At 63.7% G+C, this 19,759-nt stretch carries 18 protein-coding genes; 9 read left to right on the top strand and 9 right to left on the bottom strand.

All coding sequences use genetic code 11. From position 1 onward, the window contains the following. Positions 1–31 precede the first annotated feature (31 nt). The 9 genes from fliJ to fliR all read left to right on the top strand — a co-directional run bounded on the left by fliJ (position 32) and on the right by fliR (position 7,621). A complete protein-coding gene (gene fliJ, locus JYK05_RS12745; protein WP_206467220.1) occupies positions 32–481 on the top strand; it encodes a flagellar export protein FliJ in 450 nt (149 codons plus the stop codon). A 74-nt stretch (positions 482–555) separates the two neighbouring features. Continuing rightward, the gene (locus tag JYK05_RS12750; RefSeq protein ID WP_206467221.1) at positions 556–1,995 is read left to right on the top strand and encodes a flagellar hook-length control protein FliK; all 1,440 of its coding nucleotides are present in this window, start codon (positions 556–558) and stop codon (positions 1,993–1,995) included. A 1,046-nt stretch (positions 1,996–3,041) separates the two neighbouring features. Then, complete coding sequence (gene fliL / locus JYK05_RS12755; RefSeq protein ID WP_175938537.1) at positions 3,042–3,533, top strand: flagellar basal body-associated protein FliL; 492 nt, start codon at positions 3,042–3,044, stop codon at positions 3,531–3,533. A gap of 33 nt (positions 3,534–3,566) precedes the next feature. After that, positions 3,567–4,568, top strand: coding sequence for a flagellar motor switch protein FliM (fliM, locus tag JYK05_RS12760; protein WP_175938539.1), 1,002 nt, complete (start codon positions 3,567–3,569; stop codon positions 4,566–4,568). Further along, complete coding sequence (fliN, locus tag JYK05_RS12765; RefSeq protein ID WP_175938540.1) at positions 4,561–4,995, top strand: flagellar motor switch protein FliN; 435 nt, start codon at positions 4,561–4,563, stop codon at positions 4,993–4,995. The genes fliM and fliN overlap by 8 nt, the downstream gene beginning before the upstream one ends. Beyond that, positions 4,992–5,507, top strand: coding sequence for a flagellar biosynthetic protein FliO (fliO, locus tag JYK05_RS12770; RefSeq protein ID WP_175938542.1), 516 nt, complete (start codon positions 4,992–4,994; stop codon positions 5,505–5,507). The genes fliN and fliO overlap by 4 nt, the downstream gene beginning before the upstream one ends. 260 nt (positions 5,508–5,767) lie before the next feature. After that, entirely contained in the window at positions 5,768–6,538 is a 771-nt protein-coding gene (gene fliP, locus JYK05_RS12775; RefSeq protein WP_206467222.1) for a flagellar type III secretion system pore protein FliP, read from the top strand. Positions 6,539–6,548: 10 nt separating this feature from the next. Further along, a complete protein-coding gene (gene fliQ / locus JYK05_RS12780; RefSeq protein WP_175938546.1) occupies positions 6,549–6,818 on the top strand; it encodes a flagellar biosynthesis protein FliQ in 270 nt (89 codons plus the stop codon). A gap of 8 nt (positions 6,819–6,826) precedes the next feature. Beyond that, the gene (gene fliR / locus JYK05_RS12785) at positions 6,827–7,621 is read left to right on the top strand and encodes a flagellar biosynthetic protein FliR (protein WP_175938547.1); all 795 of its coding nucleotides are present in this window, start codon (positions 6,827–6,829) and stop codon (positions 7,619–7,621) included. A gap of 964 nt (positions 7,622–8,585) precedes the next feature. On the opposite strand, the gene flgL is transcribed toward fliR, so the two are convergent. From flgL to flgE, 9 genes are all read right to left on the bottom strand, one after another. Then, positions 8,586–9,824 carry a flagellar hook-associated protein FlgL gene (flgL, locus tag JYK05_RS12790; RefSeq protein ID WP_175938550.1) on the bottom strand — a complete coding sequence of 413 codons (1,239 nt, stop codon included), beginning with the start codon at positions 9,822–9,824 and terminating at the stop codon, positions 8,586–8,588. An 11-nt stretch (positions 9,825–9,835) separates the two neighbouring features. Then, positions 9,836–11,773: a flagellar hook-associated protein FlgK gene (flgK, locus tag JYK05_RS12795; protein WP_206467223.1), complete on the bottom strand. Its 1,938-nt coding sequence runs from the start codon at positions 11,771–11,773 to the stop codon at positions 9,836–9,838. 1,172 nt (positions 11,774–12,945) lie between these two features. Continuing rightward, positions 12,946–13,698 carry a flagellar brake protein gene (locus JYK05_RS12800; RefSeq protein ID WP_175938554.1) on the bottom strand — a complete coding sequence of 251 codons (753 nt, stop codon included), beginning with the start codon at positions 13,696–13,698 and terminating at the stop codon, positions 12,946–12,948. Between the two features lie 228 nt (positions 13,699–13,926). After that, on the bottom strand, positions 13,927–14,985 hold the full coding sequence (gene flgJ / locus JYK05_RS12805) for a flagellar assembly peptidoglycan hydrolase FlgJ (RefSeq protein WP_175938555.1): 1,059 nt from the start codon (positions 14,983–14,985) through the stop codon (positions 13,927–13,929). Positions 14,986–14,997: 12 nt separating this feature from the next. Next, positions 14,998–16,125: a flagellar basal body P-ring protein FlgI gene (locus tag JYK05_RS12810; RefSeq protein ID WP_175938557.1), complete on the bottom strand. Its 1,128-nt coding sequence runs from the start codon at positions 16,123–16,125 to the stop codon at positions 14,998–15,000. A gap of 2 nt (positions 16,126–16,127) precedes the next feature. Continuing rightward, positions 16,128–16,811 carry a flagellar basal body L-ring protein FlgH gene (locus JYK05_RS12815; RefSeq protein WP_206467224.1) on the bottom strand — a complete coding sequence of 228 codons (684 nt, stop codon included), beginning with the start codon at positions 16,809–16,811 and terminating at the stop codon, positions 16,128–16,130. A 76-nt stretch (positions 16,812–16,887) separates the two neighbouring features. Continuing rightward, complete coding sequence (gene flgG, locus JYK05_RS12820) at positions 16,888–17,676, bottom strand: flagellar basal-body rod protein FlgG (protein ID WP_175938561.1); 789 nt, start codon at positions 17,674–17,676, stop codon at positions 16,888–16,890. A 31-nt stretch (positions 17,677–17,707) separates the two neighbouring features. Beyond that, entirely contained in the window at positions 17,708–18,460 is a 753-nt protein-coding gene (gene flgF / locus JYK05_RS12825; RefSeq protein WP_175938563.1) for a flagellar basal-body rod protein FlgF, read from the bottom strand. Positions 18,461–18,507: 47 nt separating this feature from the next. Beyond that, a complete protein-coding gene (flgE, locus tag JYK05_RS12830; RefSeq protein ID WP_206467225.1) occupies positions 18,508–19,725 on the bottom strand; it encodes a flagellar hook protein FlgE in 1,218 nt (405 codons plus the stop codon). Positions 19,726–19,759 lie beyond the last annotated feature (34 nt).

Genomic DNA, 19,759 nt, shown 5'->3' on the forward strand with positions numbered 1-19,759 from the left:
GAGCCCTGAAGACCACAGGAACCGCCACGTCATGCCCAAGAATCTGCCGATCAACACGCTCATCGAACTCGCGCAAGAAGAGCTCGACGCCGCCACCAAGAAGCTCGGGAAGTTGCAGCAGGAACGCAACGAGGCCGAGAAACAGCTCGAATCGCTCGTTGCCTACCGCGACGAGTATCACGCGCGCTTCACGGCATCTGCCCAGCAAGGCACGACGGCGCAGACGCTGCGCAACTTCCAGGCGTTCGTCGATACGCTGGATTCGGCCATCGCGCAGCAGCGCATGCTGCTCGTGACCGCGGATCAGCGCATCGAGGCGGCAAAGCCGGAGTGGCGGCTCAAGAAGCAGAAGGTCGGCAGCTACGAGGTGCTGGCTGCACGGGGCGAAGCGGTTCTCGCGCGCAAGGCGGCGCGTGTCGAACAGCGCGAAGCGGACGAGCACGCGGCGAAAGTGCTGCGCATGCGAGCCGAGCGCGCCTGACGGATTTTTAGCGGCGCTGCTGTCATGGCAGCGAGCGCCGCGTGTAGTTCATTACAGGATTTCAGAGGTCGAACATGTCCTCCGTTTCAACCATCGGCGCGCTCACGGGCGCGAGCTCGTCGAGCGCATCGACGGCCAAGCGCGCGGCGAGCGCGGGCGTTTCGTTCGGGCAGACGCTGCAAGGCATCACCGACCGCGCGAACGCGGACGCGCTCGCGGCGAAGGCGCTCACGTCCGGCGACAAGTCGAGCGTGCACGACGCCCCGAAGCCCGACGACAGCGCGAACGCCGGCAAGAGCGATGACGCGCAGGCGTCGACATCGGCGGACGCGAGCGGCAAGACCGACGCGACGCACGACGCGCCGAAGCATGCGGACAAGAGCGACGGCGCGGACGCGTCGAAGCCCGCCGCGAGCGCGAACGCCAACGCGAACGCGAAGCCTGCGAATGCAGCCGATGCCGCTGCGAAAGCGGCCGCCGAAGCAAAGGCGCGCGCCGACGCCGCCGACCCCGCGAATGCCGATGCCGACGACGCGACGCTCGCCGCGCTCACCGATGCGGCGACTGGCGCGGCCACGGCGGCATCGACGGACGGCGACGCATCCGCGACCGGCGACGCGAAGAAGAGCACCGACGCGAACTCGGCTCAGGATGCGCTGCAAGCCGCGCTCGCCGCGATGAACGGCGCGCAGGCCAATGCGGCCGCTGTGGCTGCGGCGGCGCATGCCGGCGGCAATGCCGCGAACGGCGCGAACGGCGCCAAGGCGACGGACGGGACGACGAGCGAAACGCAGGGCGCCTTGCTCGGCGCGGGCGCGAAGGGCGCGCGCGGCATCGCGTTGACGAACGGCGCATCGGGCGATGCGAAGAACGCGGCTGCGAGCGCGGCGCAGACGAACGCCGCCGCGCTTGCGACGGCGCAGGACGCGCTGACGCCGGCGGCCGACGGCGCGAGCGCTGCGTACAAGCAGTCCGCCGATGCGGCCGCGCATGCGGTGGCGTTGCAGGCGGCATCGGCGAATGCGGGGGTGTCGAGCCCGCAAGGCGCGATGACGTCGGCGACGAGCGCGGCGATTGCGCCGCACGTGGGCGCATCCGGCTGGGACGATGCTTTCAGCCAGAAGGTCGTGTTCGTGTCGAAGTCGGATCAGCAGAGCGCGGAACTCACGTTGAACCCGAAGGATCTCGGGCCGCTGCAGGTGACGCTTCAGGTCGCCGACAATCATGCGCATGCGCTGTTCGTGTCGCAGCATGCGCAGGTTCGTGAGGCGGTGGAAGCTGCCATGCCGAAGCTTCGCGAGGCGATGGAAGCCAATGGCATCAGTCTTGGGAGCACGAGTGTCTCGGATGGGTCGGCGTTTGGGCGTCAGTCCCAGGGGGATGGTCAGGGCGGAGGTTCTTCTTCGTCTCGCGGAGGGCGGGGTGTTGGCGGTGGCGGTCTTGAGGCCGCTGGCGGCGGGGCCGTTGCCGCGGTCGTGCGGCGGACCGTGGGGCTTGTGGATACTTTTGCTTAAGGGCTTCTCTTTCCCCAATGGGCGTTGCTTTGGCTTCGGTCTTTGGCGTTGTCCTGCTCTGAAGCGGTCCGCTTTCTTTCGTTCGTGAAACTTGTATTCGTGTCGGTCTATTGGCGTTGCCCCTCCCCGGGGCGGGGGTCACTTTCTTTGCTGCTGCAAAGAAAGTGACCAAAGAAAGCAGCTTTTTTCGCCCGCGGTTTTGAATGAAGGTGCACTCCGCAGAAAAGCATTGGCACTTAGCTTGAATCAGCCCTGAATCACCCTCCACGCCCACTGACCGCCACGTCCCCCGAGCCCCTGGGCTCGATAAACCCAGTGGGGCGCTTCGTACCACTGCCAATAATTTCCCGAACCTTCGGCTTCGGCACGGCCGTCCGGGGCGCAGGCGCCACGACGCGCGGCGCCTGTGCCCGCGCCCGTCGTTAATGACGTGCTTCTGGCACATCCGGTTGCACGTCGTTGATTGGCTCGGCTTGACCTGGCTTGATTTGGCTTGGCTTGGCTTGGCTTGGCTTGGCTTGGCTTGGCTTGGCTTGGCTTGGCACGAGATTATTTCTGAGTGGAGCCGTTGTGTCCTATTGGTTTTATCGAGCCAAGGGGCTCGGAGGACGTGGCGCTCAGCGGGCGCGGAAGGTGATTCAGGGTTGGTTCAAGCTGAGGGCCAATGCTTTCTGCGGAGTGGCCACGCTCTCGCTGCTGCGGGCCAGAAAGAAGCTGCTTTCTTTGGTTACTTTCTTTGCATGGGACCAGAGTACGGCGCTAAAGCGCCTACTCTGGTCGACAGCCAAGAAAGTGACCCCCGCCCCGGGGAGGGGCAACGCTAATAGACCGACACGAATACAAGTTACACGAACGAAGAAAGAAAGAACGAGCGCCCCAACCATTACGGCGCAAAAACCGCGAACGGCACCCTCGCGAAACGGGCAACCGCAAAAGCCCGCCCCCGCCCGAGAACCCCAAAAAGGCACCAAAAACCCCCTCTGTTCGACCCATCACGACAAGCCGCGATAGCGAACAATTCAACCTATCGAAAGAGGCACGCATTCATGGCTACCACTACTGCAAACCAGCAACCCATCGTTCCCGCGAAGAGCGGCAAGCTCAAGCGCATTCTGATCATCGCCATCGGGGCGATCGTTCTGCTCGGCGCAGGCGCCGGCGGCGCCTACTTCGTGGTCGGCAAGTCCGCGCACGGCCCCGCGAAGCCCGCGCCGCTGCCGCCGCCCGTGTTCTTCCCGCTCGAGTCGCTGACAGTCAACCTGCAAGCCGACGACGGCATCATGCATTACCTGCGCGTCGGCCTCACGCTCAAGCTCAAGGACGAGAAAGGCCAAGCCGCGCTCACCGAACGCATGCCGGAAATCCGCAGCCGCATCCTGCTGCTGCTCTCCGCCAAACATCCGGACGACCTCGCGGGCATCGACGGCAAACGCAAGCTCGCCGACGAACTGCGCGCAACCGTCGAAGCCGCCGCCAGCACGCCCGAGCAACCGGCGCACATCCAGGAAGTGCTCTTTACTGAATTCGTCGTTCAGTAAGCGCCCGGCACCCAATCAAGGAACGAGAGAGTCATGGGCCACGAAGAGTTCATGTCGCAAGAGGAGGTCGATGCCCTCCTCAAGGGCGTCACCGGCGAGATCGACCAGGTCTCCGACGAAAACAAGCCAGCCGGCGTGCGTCCGTACAACATCGCGACGCAGGAACGCATCGTCCGCGGCCGGATGCCCGGCCTCGAAATCATCAACGACCGCTTCGCGCGCCTCATGCGCGTGGGCATCTTCAACTTCATGCGGCGTTCGGCGGAAATCTCCGTCGGCCCGGTGAAGGTGCAGAAGTACAGCGAATTCACGCGCAATCTGCCGATCCCGACCAACCTCAACCTGGTCCATGTGAAGCCTCTGCGCGGCACGTCGCTGTTCGTGTTCGATCCGAACCTCGTGTTCTTCGTCGTGGATAACCTCTTCGGCGGCGACGGGCGGTTTCATACGCGCGTCGAAGGCCGCGAGTTCACGCAGACCGAGCAGCGCATCATCCACAAGCTGCTGAACCTCGTGTTCGAGCATTACGCGGCCTCGTGGCGCAGCGTGCGCCCGCTCCAGTTCGAGTACATGCGCTCGGAGATGCACACGCAGTTCGCCAACGTCGCGACGCCGAACGAAATCGTCATCGTGACGCAGTTCACCATCGAGTTCGGTTCCATCGGCGGAACGCTGCACATCTGCTTCCCGTACTCGATGATCGAGCCGATCCGCGACGTGCTCTCCTCGCCGATTCAGGGCGAAGCGCTCGAAGTGGACCGCCGCTGGGTGCGTGTGCTCTCGCAGCAGGTGCAGTCGGCCGAAGTGGAACTGACGGTGGATCTCGCCGAGATTCGCTCGTCGTTCGCGAAGCTGCTCAACATGCGCGCGGGCGATGTCTTGCCGATCGACATTCCCGAGCAGGTCGTCGCGAAAGTGGACGGCGTGCCGGTGATGGAATGCGGTTACGGAATTTTCAATGGTCAATATGCGCTGCGTGTCCAGAACATGATCAGCAGCGCCAGCGATTCGACGAAGGAAGGTAGTTATGAGTGATCTGATGCAGGAAGGCACCCAGCCCGGCGCGACCGACATGAAAGACGAAGAACTCTCGATGGACGATTGGGCGAGCGCGCTTGCCGAACAGAACGGCAACGAAGCGCCGGTCGCATCGGCGGGCGTGTTTCAGCCGCTGTCGAAGGCCGCGGCGCCCTCGACGCGCAACGACATCGACATGATTCTCGACATCCCCGTGCAGATGACGGTGGAACTCGGGCGCACGAAGATCGCGATCCGCAACCTGCTGCAACTGGCGCAGGGCTCGGTCGTGGAACTGGACGGCCTCGCAGGCGAGCCGATGGACGTGCTCGTGAATGGCTGTCTGATCGCGCAGGGCGAAGTGGTGGTCGTGAACGACAAGTTCGGCATTCGCCTGACGGACATCATCACGCCGTCCGAACGTATCCGGAAGCTGAATCGATGAAACGCCTCGCCACCGTTGTCGTGTTGGCCGCGCCGATGTTCGCCCATGCCGCCGACATGAACGCCGTGAATCATGCCGCGCAGATCGCCTCGGGCGTCGGCGCAGGCAGCGCGGTGCCGTCGCTCGGCTTCGGCGCGGTGCTGCAAACGCTGCTCGGGCTCGCCGTCGTGATCGGCTTCGTGTTCGGCTGCGCATGGCTCGCCCGCAAGTTCGGCTATCAGGGCGGCAAGCGCAGCGGGCTCGTCAAGGTGGTGGGCGGCGCATCGCTCGGCAACAAGGAGCGCGTGGCAGTGGTCGAAGTCGGCGATACGTGGCTCGTGCTCGGCGCAGGCCCCGGCAATGTGCGGCTTCTGCACACGATGCCCGCCGGTTCTGCCGAAGCGGAAGTGCCGGCCGGCGTTGCGGGATCGCCCGCGCAAACGTTGCCGGGTTCGTTCGGCCAGCGCTTTCGCGATGCGCTCGCCGGCGAAGCGAACAAGCGGCTCCAGAAGTTCGTCAGTACCGGCAAGTAAAGCCTGTTCGTTCAGCCGATTCATCGGGCGTGCTCCGCAAGGGCCACGCCCGATTTGCTTTGGGCGACGCGCTCTCGCAATAGAACGAGTTAGCGCCGAATTGCCCTTCTGTTCGCGCCATCGTTTGCGGCCGGGATAGTCAACAATTCATGCTATCGAAAGAGGCAGGACATCATGGCTATCACATTCGTCATTTTTCAGAGTCAGCGGCTTGGCGACGCGCTCAAGCGTCTCATGCAGTTCGTCGGCGGGAGCAAGTAATGCAGGTCGGTCGTCACATCGCGCGGGGCGTGAAGCTCGCGCTTCCGGTTGTCATCGCGCTGTCGCCGCTCGCGGCCCTCGCGCAGAGCACGGCGGGTTTGCCCGCGTTCAACACGAGCCCCGGCCCCAACGGCGGCACGACATATTCGCTCAGCGTGCAGACCATGCTGCTGCTGACGATGCTCTCGTTCCTGCCCGCGATGGTCCTGATGATGACGAGCTTCACGCGCATCATCATCGTGCTGTCGCTGTTGCGCCAGGCGCTCGGCACGTCGAGCACGCCGCCGAATCAGGTGCTCGTCGGCCTCGCGCTCTTTCTCTCGTTCTTCGTGATGTCGCCGGTGCTGGACCGCGCCTACAACGACGCGTACAAACCCTTCTCCGAAGGCCAGATCGCGATGGATCAGGCCATGACGCGCGGCGTCGCGCCCTTCAAGCAGTTCATGCTGAAGCAGACGCGCGAATCCGATCTCGCGTTGTTCGCCCGCATTTCGAAGGCTCCGCCGATGAACGGCCCGGAAGACGTGCCGCTTTCGCTGCTCGTGCCGTCGTTCATCACGAGCGAGCTGAAGACTGGTTTCCAGATCGGCTTCACGATCTTCATTCCGTTCCTCATCATCGATATGGTGGTGGCGAGCGTGCTGATGTCGATGGGCATGATGATGGTGTCGCCCACGACTATCGCGCTGCCTTTCAAGCTGATGCTGTTCGTGCTCGTCGATGGCTGGCAGTTGCTCATCGGCTCGCTGGCTCAAAGTTTCGTATCGTAAGGAGACGCGCATGACACCCGAATCCGTCATGACGATGGCGCATCAGGCGATGGTCGTCGCGCTGTTGCTCGCCGCGCCGTTGCTCTTGGTCGCGCTCGTCGTGGGTCTCGTCGTGAGCCTGTTTCAGGCGGCCACGCAGATCAACGAATCGACGCTCTCGTTCATTCCGAAGCTGATCGCGGTGGCCGTGACGCTCGTGATCGCCGGACCGTGGATGCTCTCGACGCTGCTCGACTACATGCGCCACGTGTTCACGATCACGCCCGCGATCACGGGCTAAAGCGTTCGATGTTTTCCGTCACCTACGCGCAACTGAACGGCTGGCTCACCGCGTTCCTGTGGCCGTTCGTGCGCATTCTCGCGCTCCTCGCCACCGCGCCAGTGCTGAGCCACATGGCGATACCGGCGCGCGTGAAGATCGCGCTTGGAGCGTTCATCACGCTGATCGTCGCGCCGACCTTGCCCGCGATGCCGCAAACCACGGTGTTCTCGGCGGCGGGCATCTGGATCATCGTCAATCAGTTTCTGATCGGCGCGGCCATCGGCATGACGATGCAGATCGCATTCGCCGCCGTCGATGCCGCGGGCGAGTTCATCGGCCAGCAGATGGGCCTCGGCTTTGCGATGCTTTACGATCCGCGCGAGGGCGGCAATGCGGTGGTCATCTCGCGCTATCTGAACACGCTCGCGATGCTCGCGTTTCTCGTGTTCGACGGCCATCTGCAGTTGATCAGCGCGCTCGTGACGACGTTCCAGAACGTGCCGATCGAGGCGAACGTGGTGGCGGCGGCATCGCATGCGCAGGGCTGGCGCGTGCTTGTCGGCTATGGGACCAGTATTTTCGGCACGGGCCTGCTGCTTTCGCTGCCGATCGTGGCGGCGCTGCTCATCTCTAATCTGGCGCTGGGCATTCTGAATCGGGCGGCGCCGCAGATCGGAATCTTTCAGGTGGGATTCCCGATCACGATGCTGGTCGGCTTGCTGCTCTTGCAGCTCATGTTGCCTAACCTGATGCCGTTCTTCTTGCGCATCTTCGATGCGGGTATCGCGCAGGTCGGGCGGGTGGCTGGGGCGCTTTATTGAGCTTTGGGCGGCGACGGGATGCCGCCTCGGTGTTTGGTTTGTTGCCTGCCACGTTATCGGTTGGTCGACGCACGTATCTCGGCGCGGCGGTCGAATCCGCAGACCGACTGTCAGCAACGAAGTTGCGCCACTGTCGTCGCGCGATGCCGGGGACAGCAACGGGGCACCGCTCTTTCGCGCAACGCCCCGCGAACACCGCGCGCTTGTCCGCCCGGTTCGAAACGTCTGCCACTTCCTTAGCGTCTCATCGGTCGATCGACGCGCGTTTCTCATTGCGGCGCTCGACACGGTAGACCGCCCGTCAGCAACGAAGCTGCGCCACCGTCGTCGTGCGATGCCAGAGAAACATCGGGCACCGCTCTTTTGCGCAATGTCCCGCGAACTACTATCGCTTTCAGCGAAATCGCGCGCTTATGCGTCCGGTTCAACGTCTGCCACTTCCTTCGCACGCCATCGGTCGATCGACACTCGTATCTGATTGCGGCGGTCGAGACGGCAGACCGACTTCGGCAAGGAAGTTGCGCCACTGTCGTTGTGCGATGCCAGAGGCAGCAACAGGGCGCCGCTCTGCCGAGCAACACCCCGCGAATACCGCGCGCTAACCCTTCCGGTTCAGCCTGTGCTACTTCTCTCCGACTTCATCGATCGTTCGACACGCATATCCACTCGCGGCGATCGAGAGGGCATACCGACCGTCAGCAACGACGCTACGCCTTCGTCCTCGTGCGATGCCGGAAACGACGACGGGGCACCGCTCTCCCGAGCAACGCCCCGCAAACTGTTATCGGCTTCAGCGACCCGTGCCTTCATTCGTCCGGTTCAACGTCTACAGTCGAGACGGCAGACCGACCGACAGCAACGACGCTACGCCTTTGTCGTCGCGCGGCGCCGAAAACAACAACGGGGCAAAGCTCTCCCGAACCATGCCCCGCAACCTACTACCGCTTTCCGCCAAACCGCCCGCTTACCCGCCCAGATAATCGAACAACGACATCTTTTGAATCTGCGTGAACGCCATCTGCGCCGCCTGAAGCGAGTTCTGCGTCAACTCATACGAGCTGATCGACGAAACCAGGTCGATCTGCGTCAGGTTCGCCAGATCCGATGCGTTCTGCGTCTGCGTCGTCTGCATCGCCGTCTGCGTCGATTGAATCTGCTGCTCGCGTCCGCCCACCACGGTCTGCGCCGCCAGCACGTTGTTGAACGTGTTGGTGATCTTCGTGCCTGCGGTCGTCAGCGCGTTGGTCAGCGCGGCATGCGCGCTGTCCGATCCGGTCGGTTGCTTCAGCGCGCTCACGAGGTTGTCGAGCGTCGCGAAGATATCGTTGTTGCCCGCGGTCGCGGGCTGCACCGTGAAGCTGTCGCCATTGCCGGGCGCGCCCGCAACGGACACCTTCTGGCCGCCGACCGTGATGTCGGCGCTGCCCGTGTATGCGGTCGGCGTCGTCGGCAACGATGAGTCCGCCGGCACCGCCGTGACCGTGTAGCTCGTCGTGCCCGCGGTGGCATCGACGGCGAACTGGATCGTGTACGTGCTGCCGTTATTCGGATTGCTCGGGTCGGAGACGCTCACGCCGCTGATCGTGCCCGTGCCCGTGTTCGTGGCAGCCGCGCTCGAAACAGGCGTGCTTTCCGTCGGCGATACACTGCCGAAAATCGACTGGCCCGGGTCGCCTACCGCAATCGAACGTCCTGCGCTGATCTGCACCGTGCGCTGGCCGGCATCGCCCGAATAGGTCGCGCCGACACCCGACGGGTTGTTCGTGTACGGCTGCGTGCCGCCCTTGAGGCCCGAGAAAATGTAATTGCCGTCGCTGTCCGTGGTGTTCGCGATGTTCATGAGCTGATCGCGATAGCCCTGAATCGCATTGGCGATGGCTGAGCGGTTCGCGTCGGTCAGCGAGCCGTCGCCGGCCTGCACGAGCTTCGTCTTGATGCTTTGCATCACGTCGCTCACGTCGCTCAGCGTGGAGTCTTCCTGTTGCAGCGAGGAGAGCGCCTTCGTCTGATTCGTGCCGTATTGCGTGAGCGCGTTGCCCTGCATCGTGAGCTGCACGGCCTGCGCCGCGCCGAGCGGATCGTCGGACGCGGTCATGATGCGCTTGCCCGACGAGATCTGCTGATACATGGACGCCAGCGTGCTCTGCTGGTCGCTCATGGAAGCGACGTTCAGATTGAAATACTGGGAACTGGAAATGCGCATCGCGAGTTGCCTCAGTTGAAGATGCCGAGCAGCGTCTGGAACAGCGACGACGCGGTCTGAATCACCTTGCTGTTCGCCTGATAGAGCTGCTGATACTGGATAAGGTTGGCCGCTTCCTCGTTCAGGTTCACGCCTTGCACGGACTGCTGTGCCGCTGTCGCCTGATTGAGCAGCGCCGTCTGCGACGAACTCGTCGCCTTGAGCTGATTGGCCTGGTTGCCGATGTCGTTCACGTAGCTCGCGTACGAACCCGTGAGCGTATCGGTGCCGCCGTTGAGCGACTTCGCCGAGACGAGGTTCGCCATCGCGAGCGCGTTGCTGCCGTCGCTCGTGCCGCCCTTGTTGGCGGCGATGTTGAACACGTCCTTGTCGGCGGGGACGCCGCTCAATGTGGCGCTCACGCCGTTGGACGTGATCGTGAGTCCCTTAGAGGCGTCGTACGGAATTGTCGAATTCGCGGTGTACGCGGTGCCGTTCACGGTCACATCGACGTTCGACGTGAAGCCGCCTGCGGCCTTGTCGTACGTGAGCGAGATGTTCGACGGCATGCTGTAGCCCGCCGCCACCGTCGCCGACGTGATCGAGCCGGTGCCCGTGTTCGAGGTCGATGCCGAGCTCACCGCGGGCGATGCCGCCGCGATCGCGGTGGGGCTCTTGGTGGTCAGCGCGAAGTTGTCGAGCGCGCCGCGCGTCGGCTGAATGCTGAAGGAGTCGCCCTTCTGCATCGTGCCGGACACGGTAATGTTGAGGCCGTCGAACGTGCCGCTGTTGGCCGGCGGCGTAATGCTGCCGAGCGACTTGCCCGACGTCGGATCGGTTACTTCGTAGTCCGTACCGTTGTACGTCAGATTGTAATCGCCCGTGGAAGGCTGCGACGCGTCGGCGAACGAGACGGCCACGCTGCCGCTGCCCTTGTTGCGCGCGTCGGAATACACGCTGGGCGTGCCGGTCGAAAAGAGCGCGCCGCCTGCGTTGCCGCTCAGGTCGAGGCCGAGCGCGTTCTGGCTATTCAGTTGCGAGGCGAAGCTCGTCGCGATGGCGCCGAGTTGCGCCTGCGCGGGATCGAGCGTCTGCGTGCGGAAGTCGATCAGGCCGCCCACGACACCGCCCGTCAGCGCGGAGTTGTCGATGTACTGCGTGTTCGCGGCGGTCTGCGGCGTGCCGTCGGTGCGCTTGAACGCGACGGTCAGCTCGCTCGGATCGGAGGGCGACGTCACCGTTTGCAGGCCGTACTGCGTATTGCCGACGACGAGCGGCTGCCCGTTGCCGATGAACACGTTGTAGTTGCCGTCCTGCTGCACCACTTGCACGCCGATCATCGAACTGAGGTTCGTCACGGCCTGATCGCGTTGATCGAGCAACTGGTTCGGCTGCTGGCCCGACGCGCTTGCACCGTTGATCTGCTTGTTGAGATCGGCGATTTGCTGCGCGTAGTTGTTGATGGACGAGACGGCGCTCGACAGTTGCGTGTTGACGCTCTGGCGCAGCTGGTCGTATTGCTCGCCGGCGGAGGTCATCTGGTCGGCGAGCGTCTGCGCGCTGCTGACGAGCGACTGGCGCGAGGCGGTGCTGCTCGGCGAGTTCGCCACCGATTGCAGGCCGGAGAAATAGTTGCTGACGCCCGCCGCGATGCCCGACGTCGGATCGCCGACGAGGTTGTTGAGCTGCGAGAGCATCGTGTAATAGGTGTTCGCCGCGCTGCTCGCCGACTGCGTGTTGTTGACTTGCGTCGTCAGGTACTGGCTGTACTGTCGCGTGACGGTGACGGTCTGCACGCCATTGCCGAGATAGCCGGAGCCGGTGCTTTGACCGGACGCTTCCTGGTACGCGACCTTCTCCAGCGTATAACCGGGCGTTGCGGCGTTGCTGATGTTCTGGCCGGTCGTCGTGAGGCCCCACTGGGCCGCATTCAGGCCCGACAAGCCGATGTTGATGATGTTGTTGGACATGCACGAATCCTTTTCTGGCGCTGCCGCTTGATTGCACGTTATATCGGCTGTTCGCCGGGGAAATTTAATGGTTTCCTTTTTGATGCTTTTCGGTTTTCGCCTGCGGCGGGCGTTGTTTGGGTTCTTGCATTTTGCTTCGGACGTTGCGGTTGGTATGCGGCGATGTGCGGGGGGTTCTTGGGCTAATTCTCAGGTTTGGTTCTGTTTTGCTGCCGCTCTTTTTCGTGGAACTTGTGTTCGTGTCGGTCTATTAGCGTTGCCTCTTCCCGGGGCGGGGCGCGCGCCGGTACCTCGCCGCTTTTTTCGTGAAACTTGTATTCGCGTCGGTATATTAGCGTTGCCCCTCCCCGGGGCGGGGGTCACTTTCTTTGCTGCTGCAAAGAAAGTAACCAAAGAAAGCAGCTTTTCTTTGGCCCGCAGCAGTTAGAGAGTGATCACTTCGCAGAACGACATTGGCACTCAGCTTGAATCAGCCCTGAATCACCTTCCGCGCCCGCTGAGCGCCACGTCCGCCGAGCCCCTTGGCTCGACAAAACCAACAGGACACAACGGCTCCGCGTAGAGATAGTCTCAAGCCAGAGCCAAAGCCAAAGCCATGTAAAGCCAAGCTAAGCCAATGGACGCGCGACAGGGATAGAGAGAAGTCGCAATGAGCGCCGACGCGCGGGCACGTGTCGGGCGTCGGCCTGCTGGGCCTAGGGCGGCGTGGCACGCCTAAGACACGTTCAGTTGACTTTGTCGTTCAGTGGTGCGAAGTATTTCACTGGTTCTGTCGAGCCAAGGGGCTCGGAGGACGTGGCGGACAGCGGGCGTGGAGGGTGATTCAGGGCTGATTCAAGCTGAGTGCCAATGCATTTGTGCGGAGTGCACCTTCATTCGAAACCGCGGGCAAAAAAGCTGCTTTCTTTGGTTACTTTCTTTGCAGCAGCAAAGAAAGTAACCCCCGCCCCGGGAAGGGGCAACGCCAATAGACCGACACGAATACAAGTTTCGCGAAACAAGCGGCAAGTTACTGGCGCGCGCCCCGCCCTAGGAAGGGGCAACGCCAATAGACCGACGCGACTACAAGTTCCACGAAAGGAAGACCGCGAACCGACGCCTCGGGACACAGCAACGCACAAGCGAAGAAAGAAAAGCGGTCCAATTGCGGTTCCAAGAAACCGCAAAAGGGATCACCGGGCGAGAGCCCGCCGCTTCATCTCAAGCTGAGTAATAAGCCGCTGCAGCGTATTCTCCGCCGACCCCGGCATCGAAGTGAACTTGAACCCGAGCGTGAACCGCCGGTCGCCCTTGAGCGTAGTCGACTCGCGATGCGACACCAGCTTCATATCGAGCGTCACCTTGCCCGTCGCAGTGAAGTGCAGTTCGGCATCCTGAATTTCCACGCCCAGTTCCATGTCGGCCACGCGCTCGTCGGTCGTGCGTAACGCCACGCCGCCCAGCGACAAATCATGCACCTCGAAACGGAACCGGTCGCCGCCCGGCAGCGAGCCGCTGCAAATGTACGGGTCCAGCACCGGCGCTTCCACGCGGAAGTATTCGCGGCGCTGCATGTAGTACAGCACCGACGGAAATTCCGCCTCGAAAGCCGGACGGCCGTCAAACGTCGTCTCGCGCGGCGTGGCCGTCGTGAACTCGACGCGCACGCCATCCGGCGCCGCGTGGAAAATCAGCTTCGGCGCTTGCAGCACATCGCGGTTCTGCTCCGCGACGCCGCCCCAGTCGAACGTGAAGCGGTGCGACGTCACATCGACATCGAGGAGTCGCGTGACGATCTGCGCGTCGCCATATTGCGCGGTCAGGAAATCGCCGCGATTGGCCAGATTGCGCAGGGCTACGCCGATTTCCAGCGGATTCCGGCGTCCGAAATCCACGTTGTGGTCGCTGTCTTCCTCGGCGACGTCGTGTTTCTGATAACTATTCATGGTGCTAGCCGTGTCCATTTTGCCCGCGCATCGCCTGCGGCCCACGCCGCGCGGCTCGCCGGACCGCTATCGATCCGGCACTGTCGTCTTCGGGTTAGCGGCATGCCTGTTGGAAAGTTTAGGCGCGCTCGCAACTTTCTTATGTGGTGCGCCGTCCCATCCGACGTAAAACGTTTGCTGGACACGTGGTCCGTTATCTTCCGCGCGATGCACCTTATCGGCGCGTCGTCAGGCGATCTGTCGCATGATCGAAATCAGCTTCTTCGCGTAGTGGGGATCGGTCGCGTAGCCAGCCTTCTGCATGCCGTGCGCGAAGCCCGCCACGTCGCGCGACGCCTCGATCACCGGCGCATAGCGCGGATTGTTCTTGATGACGCTCGCGTAGTCGTTGAGCGCATCTTCGTACGAATCGTAGGCGCGGAAACGCTCGACGACCTTTTTCGGCTGGCCGTTGACGTACTCGGTCGTGACCGAATCGACCGTCTTGCCGGTCCAGCCGGGCGTCGCCTTCACGCCGAAGATGTTGTGGCTCGTCGCGCCGTTCGCGTGCTTGATCTCGCGCTTGCCCCAGCCCGATTCCAGCGCCGCCTGGCCGATGATGAAGCGCGCCGGAATGCCGGTCGCCGCGCTCGCCGCCTGCGCGGGCGCAGCGAGCCGCTCGACGAACGCATTCACCTTGTCGGAGCCGACGCCGTGGGCCGGCGGTTCGAGCGCGCTAGCCGCCGTATACCCTTTGCCTTCCGAGAGCGACGCGCCGTTCTTGTTGGCCTGCGCGGCTGCGTAGGCTTTCGCCATCGCGTTCATCGCGGCGATGTTGCCCGCGTTCGATTCGATATCGCCGCCGCCGCCCGAGAGCCCGCTCATCGCGTTCATCGCGGTCATCGCGTTGGCGCCGCCGCCCATGCCGCCCGCGTCGGTCTTGCCGCCTGCGTTGCGCATCAGCTGCTTGAGCATCATGTCCGCCACGCCGATGCCCTTCGAGGACATCTGCTGCGACAACTGCTGGTCGAGCATCGCGGTGAAGGACTTCGAATCGTTGGAATCGAACGGGCTGTCGGACGGCGTCGCGTCGCGCATGCTCTTGAGCATCATCTGCGTGAAGACGGCGTCGAACTGCTTGGCGGCCGCCTTCAGGCCCTGCTGCGGATTGGCCTGCGCCTGCGCGCGCAGCGCATCGAAGCCCTGCGTGTCGAGCGCGAAGCGGTTCGAGAGATTCGCGAGGCCACCGCTCCCATCGGTCGATGCCAGCGCGGAGTTGGCGATGCCGCTCGTCAGGTTCGAGTTCATGTGCCGGGCTCCTTAGATGATTTCGAGGTCGGCGCGCAGCGCGCCTGCCGCCTTCATCGACTGGAGAATCGAAATCAGGTCCGCGGGCGTCGCGCCGAGCGCGTTGAGCGCCTTCACGACATCCGCGAGATTCGCGCCGGCCGAAAGCATCTTGAGCGCGCCGCTGTCCTGCTTCAGCTGAATCTGCGACTGCTTCGCCGCCACCGTCTGCCCGTTCGAGAGCGCGTTCGGCTGGCTCACCGCCGTCTGCGTGTTGATGACGACCGAGAGATTGCCGTGCGCGACCGCGCAGTTCTGCAGCGTGACCATCTGATTCATCACGATGGAGCCGGTGCGCGCGTTGAGAATCACCTTCGCGGCGGCCTGCGCCGGACGCACGTCGATGTTCTGCAATTGCGCCATGAACTGCACCTGCTCGCTGGCGTCTTGCGGCGCGCGCAGCTGGATGGTGCGGCCGTCGAGCGCGAGCGCCGTGCCCATGCCGAACTGGTTGTTCACCGCCGCGACGATGCGCTGCGTCGTGTCGAAGTCCATCTCGCGCAGTTCCATCTGCATGACGCCGCCTTGCTGCTGCAACGCCGCCGGCACCGCGCGCTCGACAATGGCGCCCGCCGAAATGCGCCCCACCGCGAGTTGGTTCACCTGCACCTTGCTGCCGTTCGCGCTCGCGCCCGCGCCGCCGACGACGAGGTTGCCCTGCGCCATCGCGTACACCTGGCCGTCCGCGCCCTTGAGCGGCGACATGAGCAGCGTGCCGCCGCGCAGGCTTTTCGCATTGCCGAGCGACGACACCGTGACGTCGATCGCCTCGCCGGGACGCGCGAAAGGCGGCAGCGTCGCCGTCACCATCACGGCGGCGACGTTCTTCAACTGCATGTTCTGCGTCGTGGCCGAGTTCACCGTGATGCCGAGATTGCCGAGCATGTTCGTCAAGCTCTGCGTGGTGAACGGCGTCTGCATGGTCTGGTCGCCGGTGCCGTCGAGACCGACGACGAGGCCGTAGCCGATCAGCGGGTTGTCGCGCACGCCCTGGAACGAGACGAGGTCTTTCAGGCGCTCGGCGTGCGCGTGCTGCGCGGAGGTCAGGGCCACGAGCGCGGCCGCGAGCGAGAACGAAACGAAACGAAGAAGCGGATTCATGATCAGAACGGCGCCACGTTGAGGAAGAAGCGCTGCAGCCAGCCCATGTTCTGCGCTTCGTCGATATAGCCTTTCGCGGAATATTCGATCTTCGCGTCGGCGATCTGCGTGGAGTACACGGTGTTGCTGCCCGAGATGGTCGTCGGATTGACGACGCCCGAGAAGCGCACGAATTCGTTGCCCTGATTGATGAGCATCTGTTTTTCGCCGCTCACCATCAGGTTGCCGTTGGGCAGCACTTCGGTGACGGTGACGGTGAGGGTGCCGCTGAACGTGTTCGCCGCGCTCGCGCCGCCCGCCGCCGTGAACTTGTTCGCGCCGGTCGCGGACAGGTTCGTGTTGTTGAAGAGCCCGCCGAAGATGCCGGGCGTCGTCGGCACGGAGAACGAGCCGGTGCCGCCGCGGTTGGTGTTCGCCGCGGACGACTTCGTGGCGTTCACGTTTTCCGAGATCACGATGGTCAAGATGTCGCCGACATTGCGCGGACGCTGGTCTTCGAAGAGCGGCCGGCCCGCGTAGCCCGCGTTGTAGATCGCGCCGGGCGAGCGCCCGCCGCTGGGCGGCTGCGGCGGACGCGCGGTCATCGGCTGCTGGACGATCGGCTCCTTCGGCACGAGGCCGCATGCGCCGAGCGCGGCGACGAGTGCGGCAACCGCTGCACGCGTGAAGATTTGAGTGGGCGACATCTTGGTGACTCGTATGAAGCTGAATGAAGCGTTAGTGTGACGCCATCCCTTGCGTTTTCATCCGTTGAAAAGAGGGTTAAACCTGCATCTGAGAAAGCGTTTGCAGCATCTGGTCCGACGTGGTCACGGCCTTGCTGTTGATTTCGTACGCGCGCTGCGTCTGGATCATGTTGACCAGTTCCTGCACCACGTTCACGTTCGACGCTTCGACATAGCCCTGTTGCAACGTGCCCGCGCCGTTCAGGCCCGGCTGCGACACGTTCGGCGCGCCGGAGCTGCCCGTCTCGGAGAACAGGTTCTCGCCGCGCGCTTCCAGACCGGCCGGGTTGATGAAGGTCGCAAGCTGAATGGAGCCGACGTTCGTCGCGGCCGTCGAGTTCGGCTGCGTGATGGACACGGTGCCGTCCGAGCCGATGGTGATCGACGTCGCGTTGGTCGGAATGGTGATGGCCGGGTTCAGCTGATAGCCGCTCGACGTGACGAGCTGGCCCTGCGCGTTGGTTTGGAACGAGCCGTCGCGCGTGTAGGCCGTGGTGCCGTCGGGCATCGTCACCTGGAAGAAGCCCTGACCGTTGATGGCCACGTCCTTCGAGTTGCCCGTCTGTTGCAGATTGCCCTGCGTGTAGAGGCGTTCCGTTGCGACTTGCTGGACGCCCGTGCCGAGCTGCACGCCCGAGGCGAGTTCGGTTTGCTGCGTCGAGTTCGCGCCCGGCTGGCGCGTGGTCTGGTACAGCAGATCTTCGAACACGGCGCGCGAGCCCTTGAAGCCGTTGGTGCTCACGTTGGCGAGGTTGTTCGAAATGACGTCCATCTGCGCCTGCTGCGCATTCATGCCGGTCGCGGCGATATAGAGAGAGCGATTCATGTCTGTGTTGTCCTAGTGTCTTGCAGGCCGCTTAGGAGAAGTTGAGCAGCTTGTTGGCCGATTGTTCGTTCTGGTCCGCCGATTCCATGAGCTTCGTCTGCATCTGGAACTGGCGCGCGTTGGTGATCATCGAGACCATCGCGGAGACCGGGTTCACGTTGCTGCCTTCGAGCGCGCCGCCGGCCACGACCACGTTCGGGTCCGCATCGGCGGGGTCGCCCGACGCGGTGCGATAAAGACCGTCGTCGCCGCGCGAGAGCGTGGCCGGGTCCGGATTGACGAGCTTCAGCTGATCCACCGTCGCAATCGCGGTCGGCGGATCGCCCGGAATCAGCGCGGACACCGTGCCGTCCTTGCCGATGGTCACTTCCGCGCCCGGCGGCACCGACAGCGGGCCGCCGTTGCCGAGCACCGGCAGGTTGTTCGCGGTGACGAGCTGGCCGTTCTGGTCCACGTGCAGGTTGCCGGCGCGCGTGTACGCCTCGCCGCCGTCCGCCGTCTGCACGGAGAGCCAGCCCGGCCCTTGCACGGCGACGTCGAGCGGATTGCCGGTCTGCTGGATCGGGCCGGCCGAGTAATCCGCCGTCGGCGTGGACGAGAGCACGAAAGTGCGCGTCGTGCCGTCGGCGGACTGGTTCTCGAACGACATCGGCACCTGACGGAACGCCGCGAGTTGCGCCTTGAAACCCGTGGTCGATGCGTTCGCCAGGTTGTTCGCCACGACAGCTTGCTGTTCCAGCGACTGGCTTGCGCCGGTCATCGCGGTGTAGATCAGACGGTCCATGAATCGCTTCCTTCTTTCCTGATGCGTCTAGTGCGTGCGGACGGTGATTACAGATTGATCAGCGTCTGGTCGACGGTCTGCTGCGTCTTGATCGTCTGCGCGTTCGCCTGATAGTTGCGCTGCGCGGTGATCAGATTCACGAGCTCGCTCGTCAGATCGACGTTGGAGTTTTCCACCGCGCCGCCTTGCAGCGTGCCGTGGTTCGTCGAGCCCGGCACGCCCACTTGCGGCGCGCCCGAAGCGGCCGTTTGCGCGTACACGTTGCCGCCGAGGTTCTGCAGGCCGTTCTGGTTGTTGAAGTTCGCGACCGCGATTTGCCCGAGCGCCTTCGTTTCGCCGTTCGAGTAATTGCCGGTCAGCATGCCGTCGGTGCCGACGGTGAAGCCCGTCAGTTCGCCCGTGCTGTTGCCGTCCTGATGCAGATTCGTGAGGCCGCTCTTCGCGCCGTACTGCGTGGTGCCGGAGAGATCGAGCGTCAACGATTGCGTCGTCGCGCCGGACGGGTCCGCCCCGTTCGGAATGGTGAACGTGAACTTCGAGCCGCTCGTCAGGTTGCCCGACGAATCGAACGTCACGGCGCCCAGGTCGGTCTTTTGCGTGACCGGGTCGCCGTAGCCCGCGAATGCTTCCCACGAGCCGGTGCCAGTCTTCGTGAAGTAGACGGACACCTTCTGCGTGCCGCCGAGCGTGTCGTACACATCCACCGAAGTCGACGCGTTGTACGTGTTGCCGTTGGTCGGATCGAAGCTGCTCGCCGCGTGGTTCGTGTCCTGCGAGTTCAGGTTGAACGCAGCGGTGATCGTCTTCGTCGCCGTCGGCGCGATGTTCGCGGTCGGCACGGTGAGCGGCACCGTGCTCGCGCTGTTGACGACGCCGCCCGAATCGGCCGCGTAGCCCATCAGTTGCAGGCCCGCCGAGTTGACGATCTTGCCGCTGTCGTCCAGATGGAACACGCCGTTGCGCGAATACACGGTCGAGCCGTTGTTCGACAGCTGATAGAAGCCGTTGCCGTTGATCGCGACGTCGAGCGCCTGGTTGGTCGTCGTGATCGTGCCTTGCGAGAACTGCTGCTGGACTTCCGCGAGGCGCGTGCCGATGCCGATCTGGTTCGACACGGCCGTCGCCATCGAACTCGCGTACATGTCCGCGAACTGCGCGGCGCCCTGCTTGAAGCCGACGGTGTTCGCGTTCGCGATGTTGTTGCCGATCACGTCGAGGTCGCTCGACGCGGCGCCGAGGCCGCTCAGTGCTTGTTGGTAGCTCATGGTTTATCTCTTCGCCGGGCGCATCCCGGCGTCA

It is taken from the genome of Caballeronia sp. M1242, from assembly GCF_017220215.1.
GTDB lineage: Bacteria > Pseudomonadota > Gammaproteobacteria > Burkholderiales > Burkholderiaceae > Caballeronia.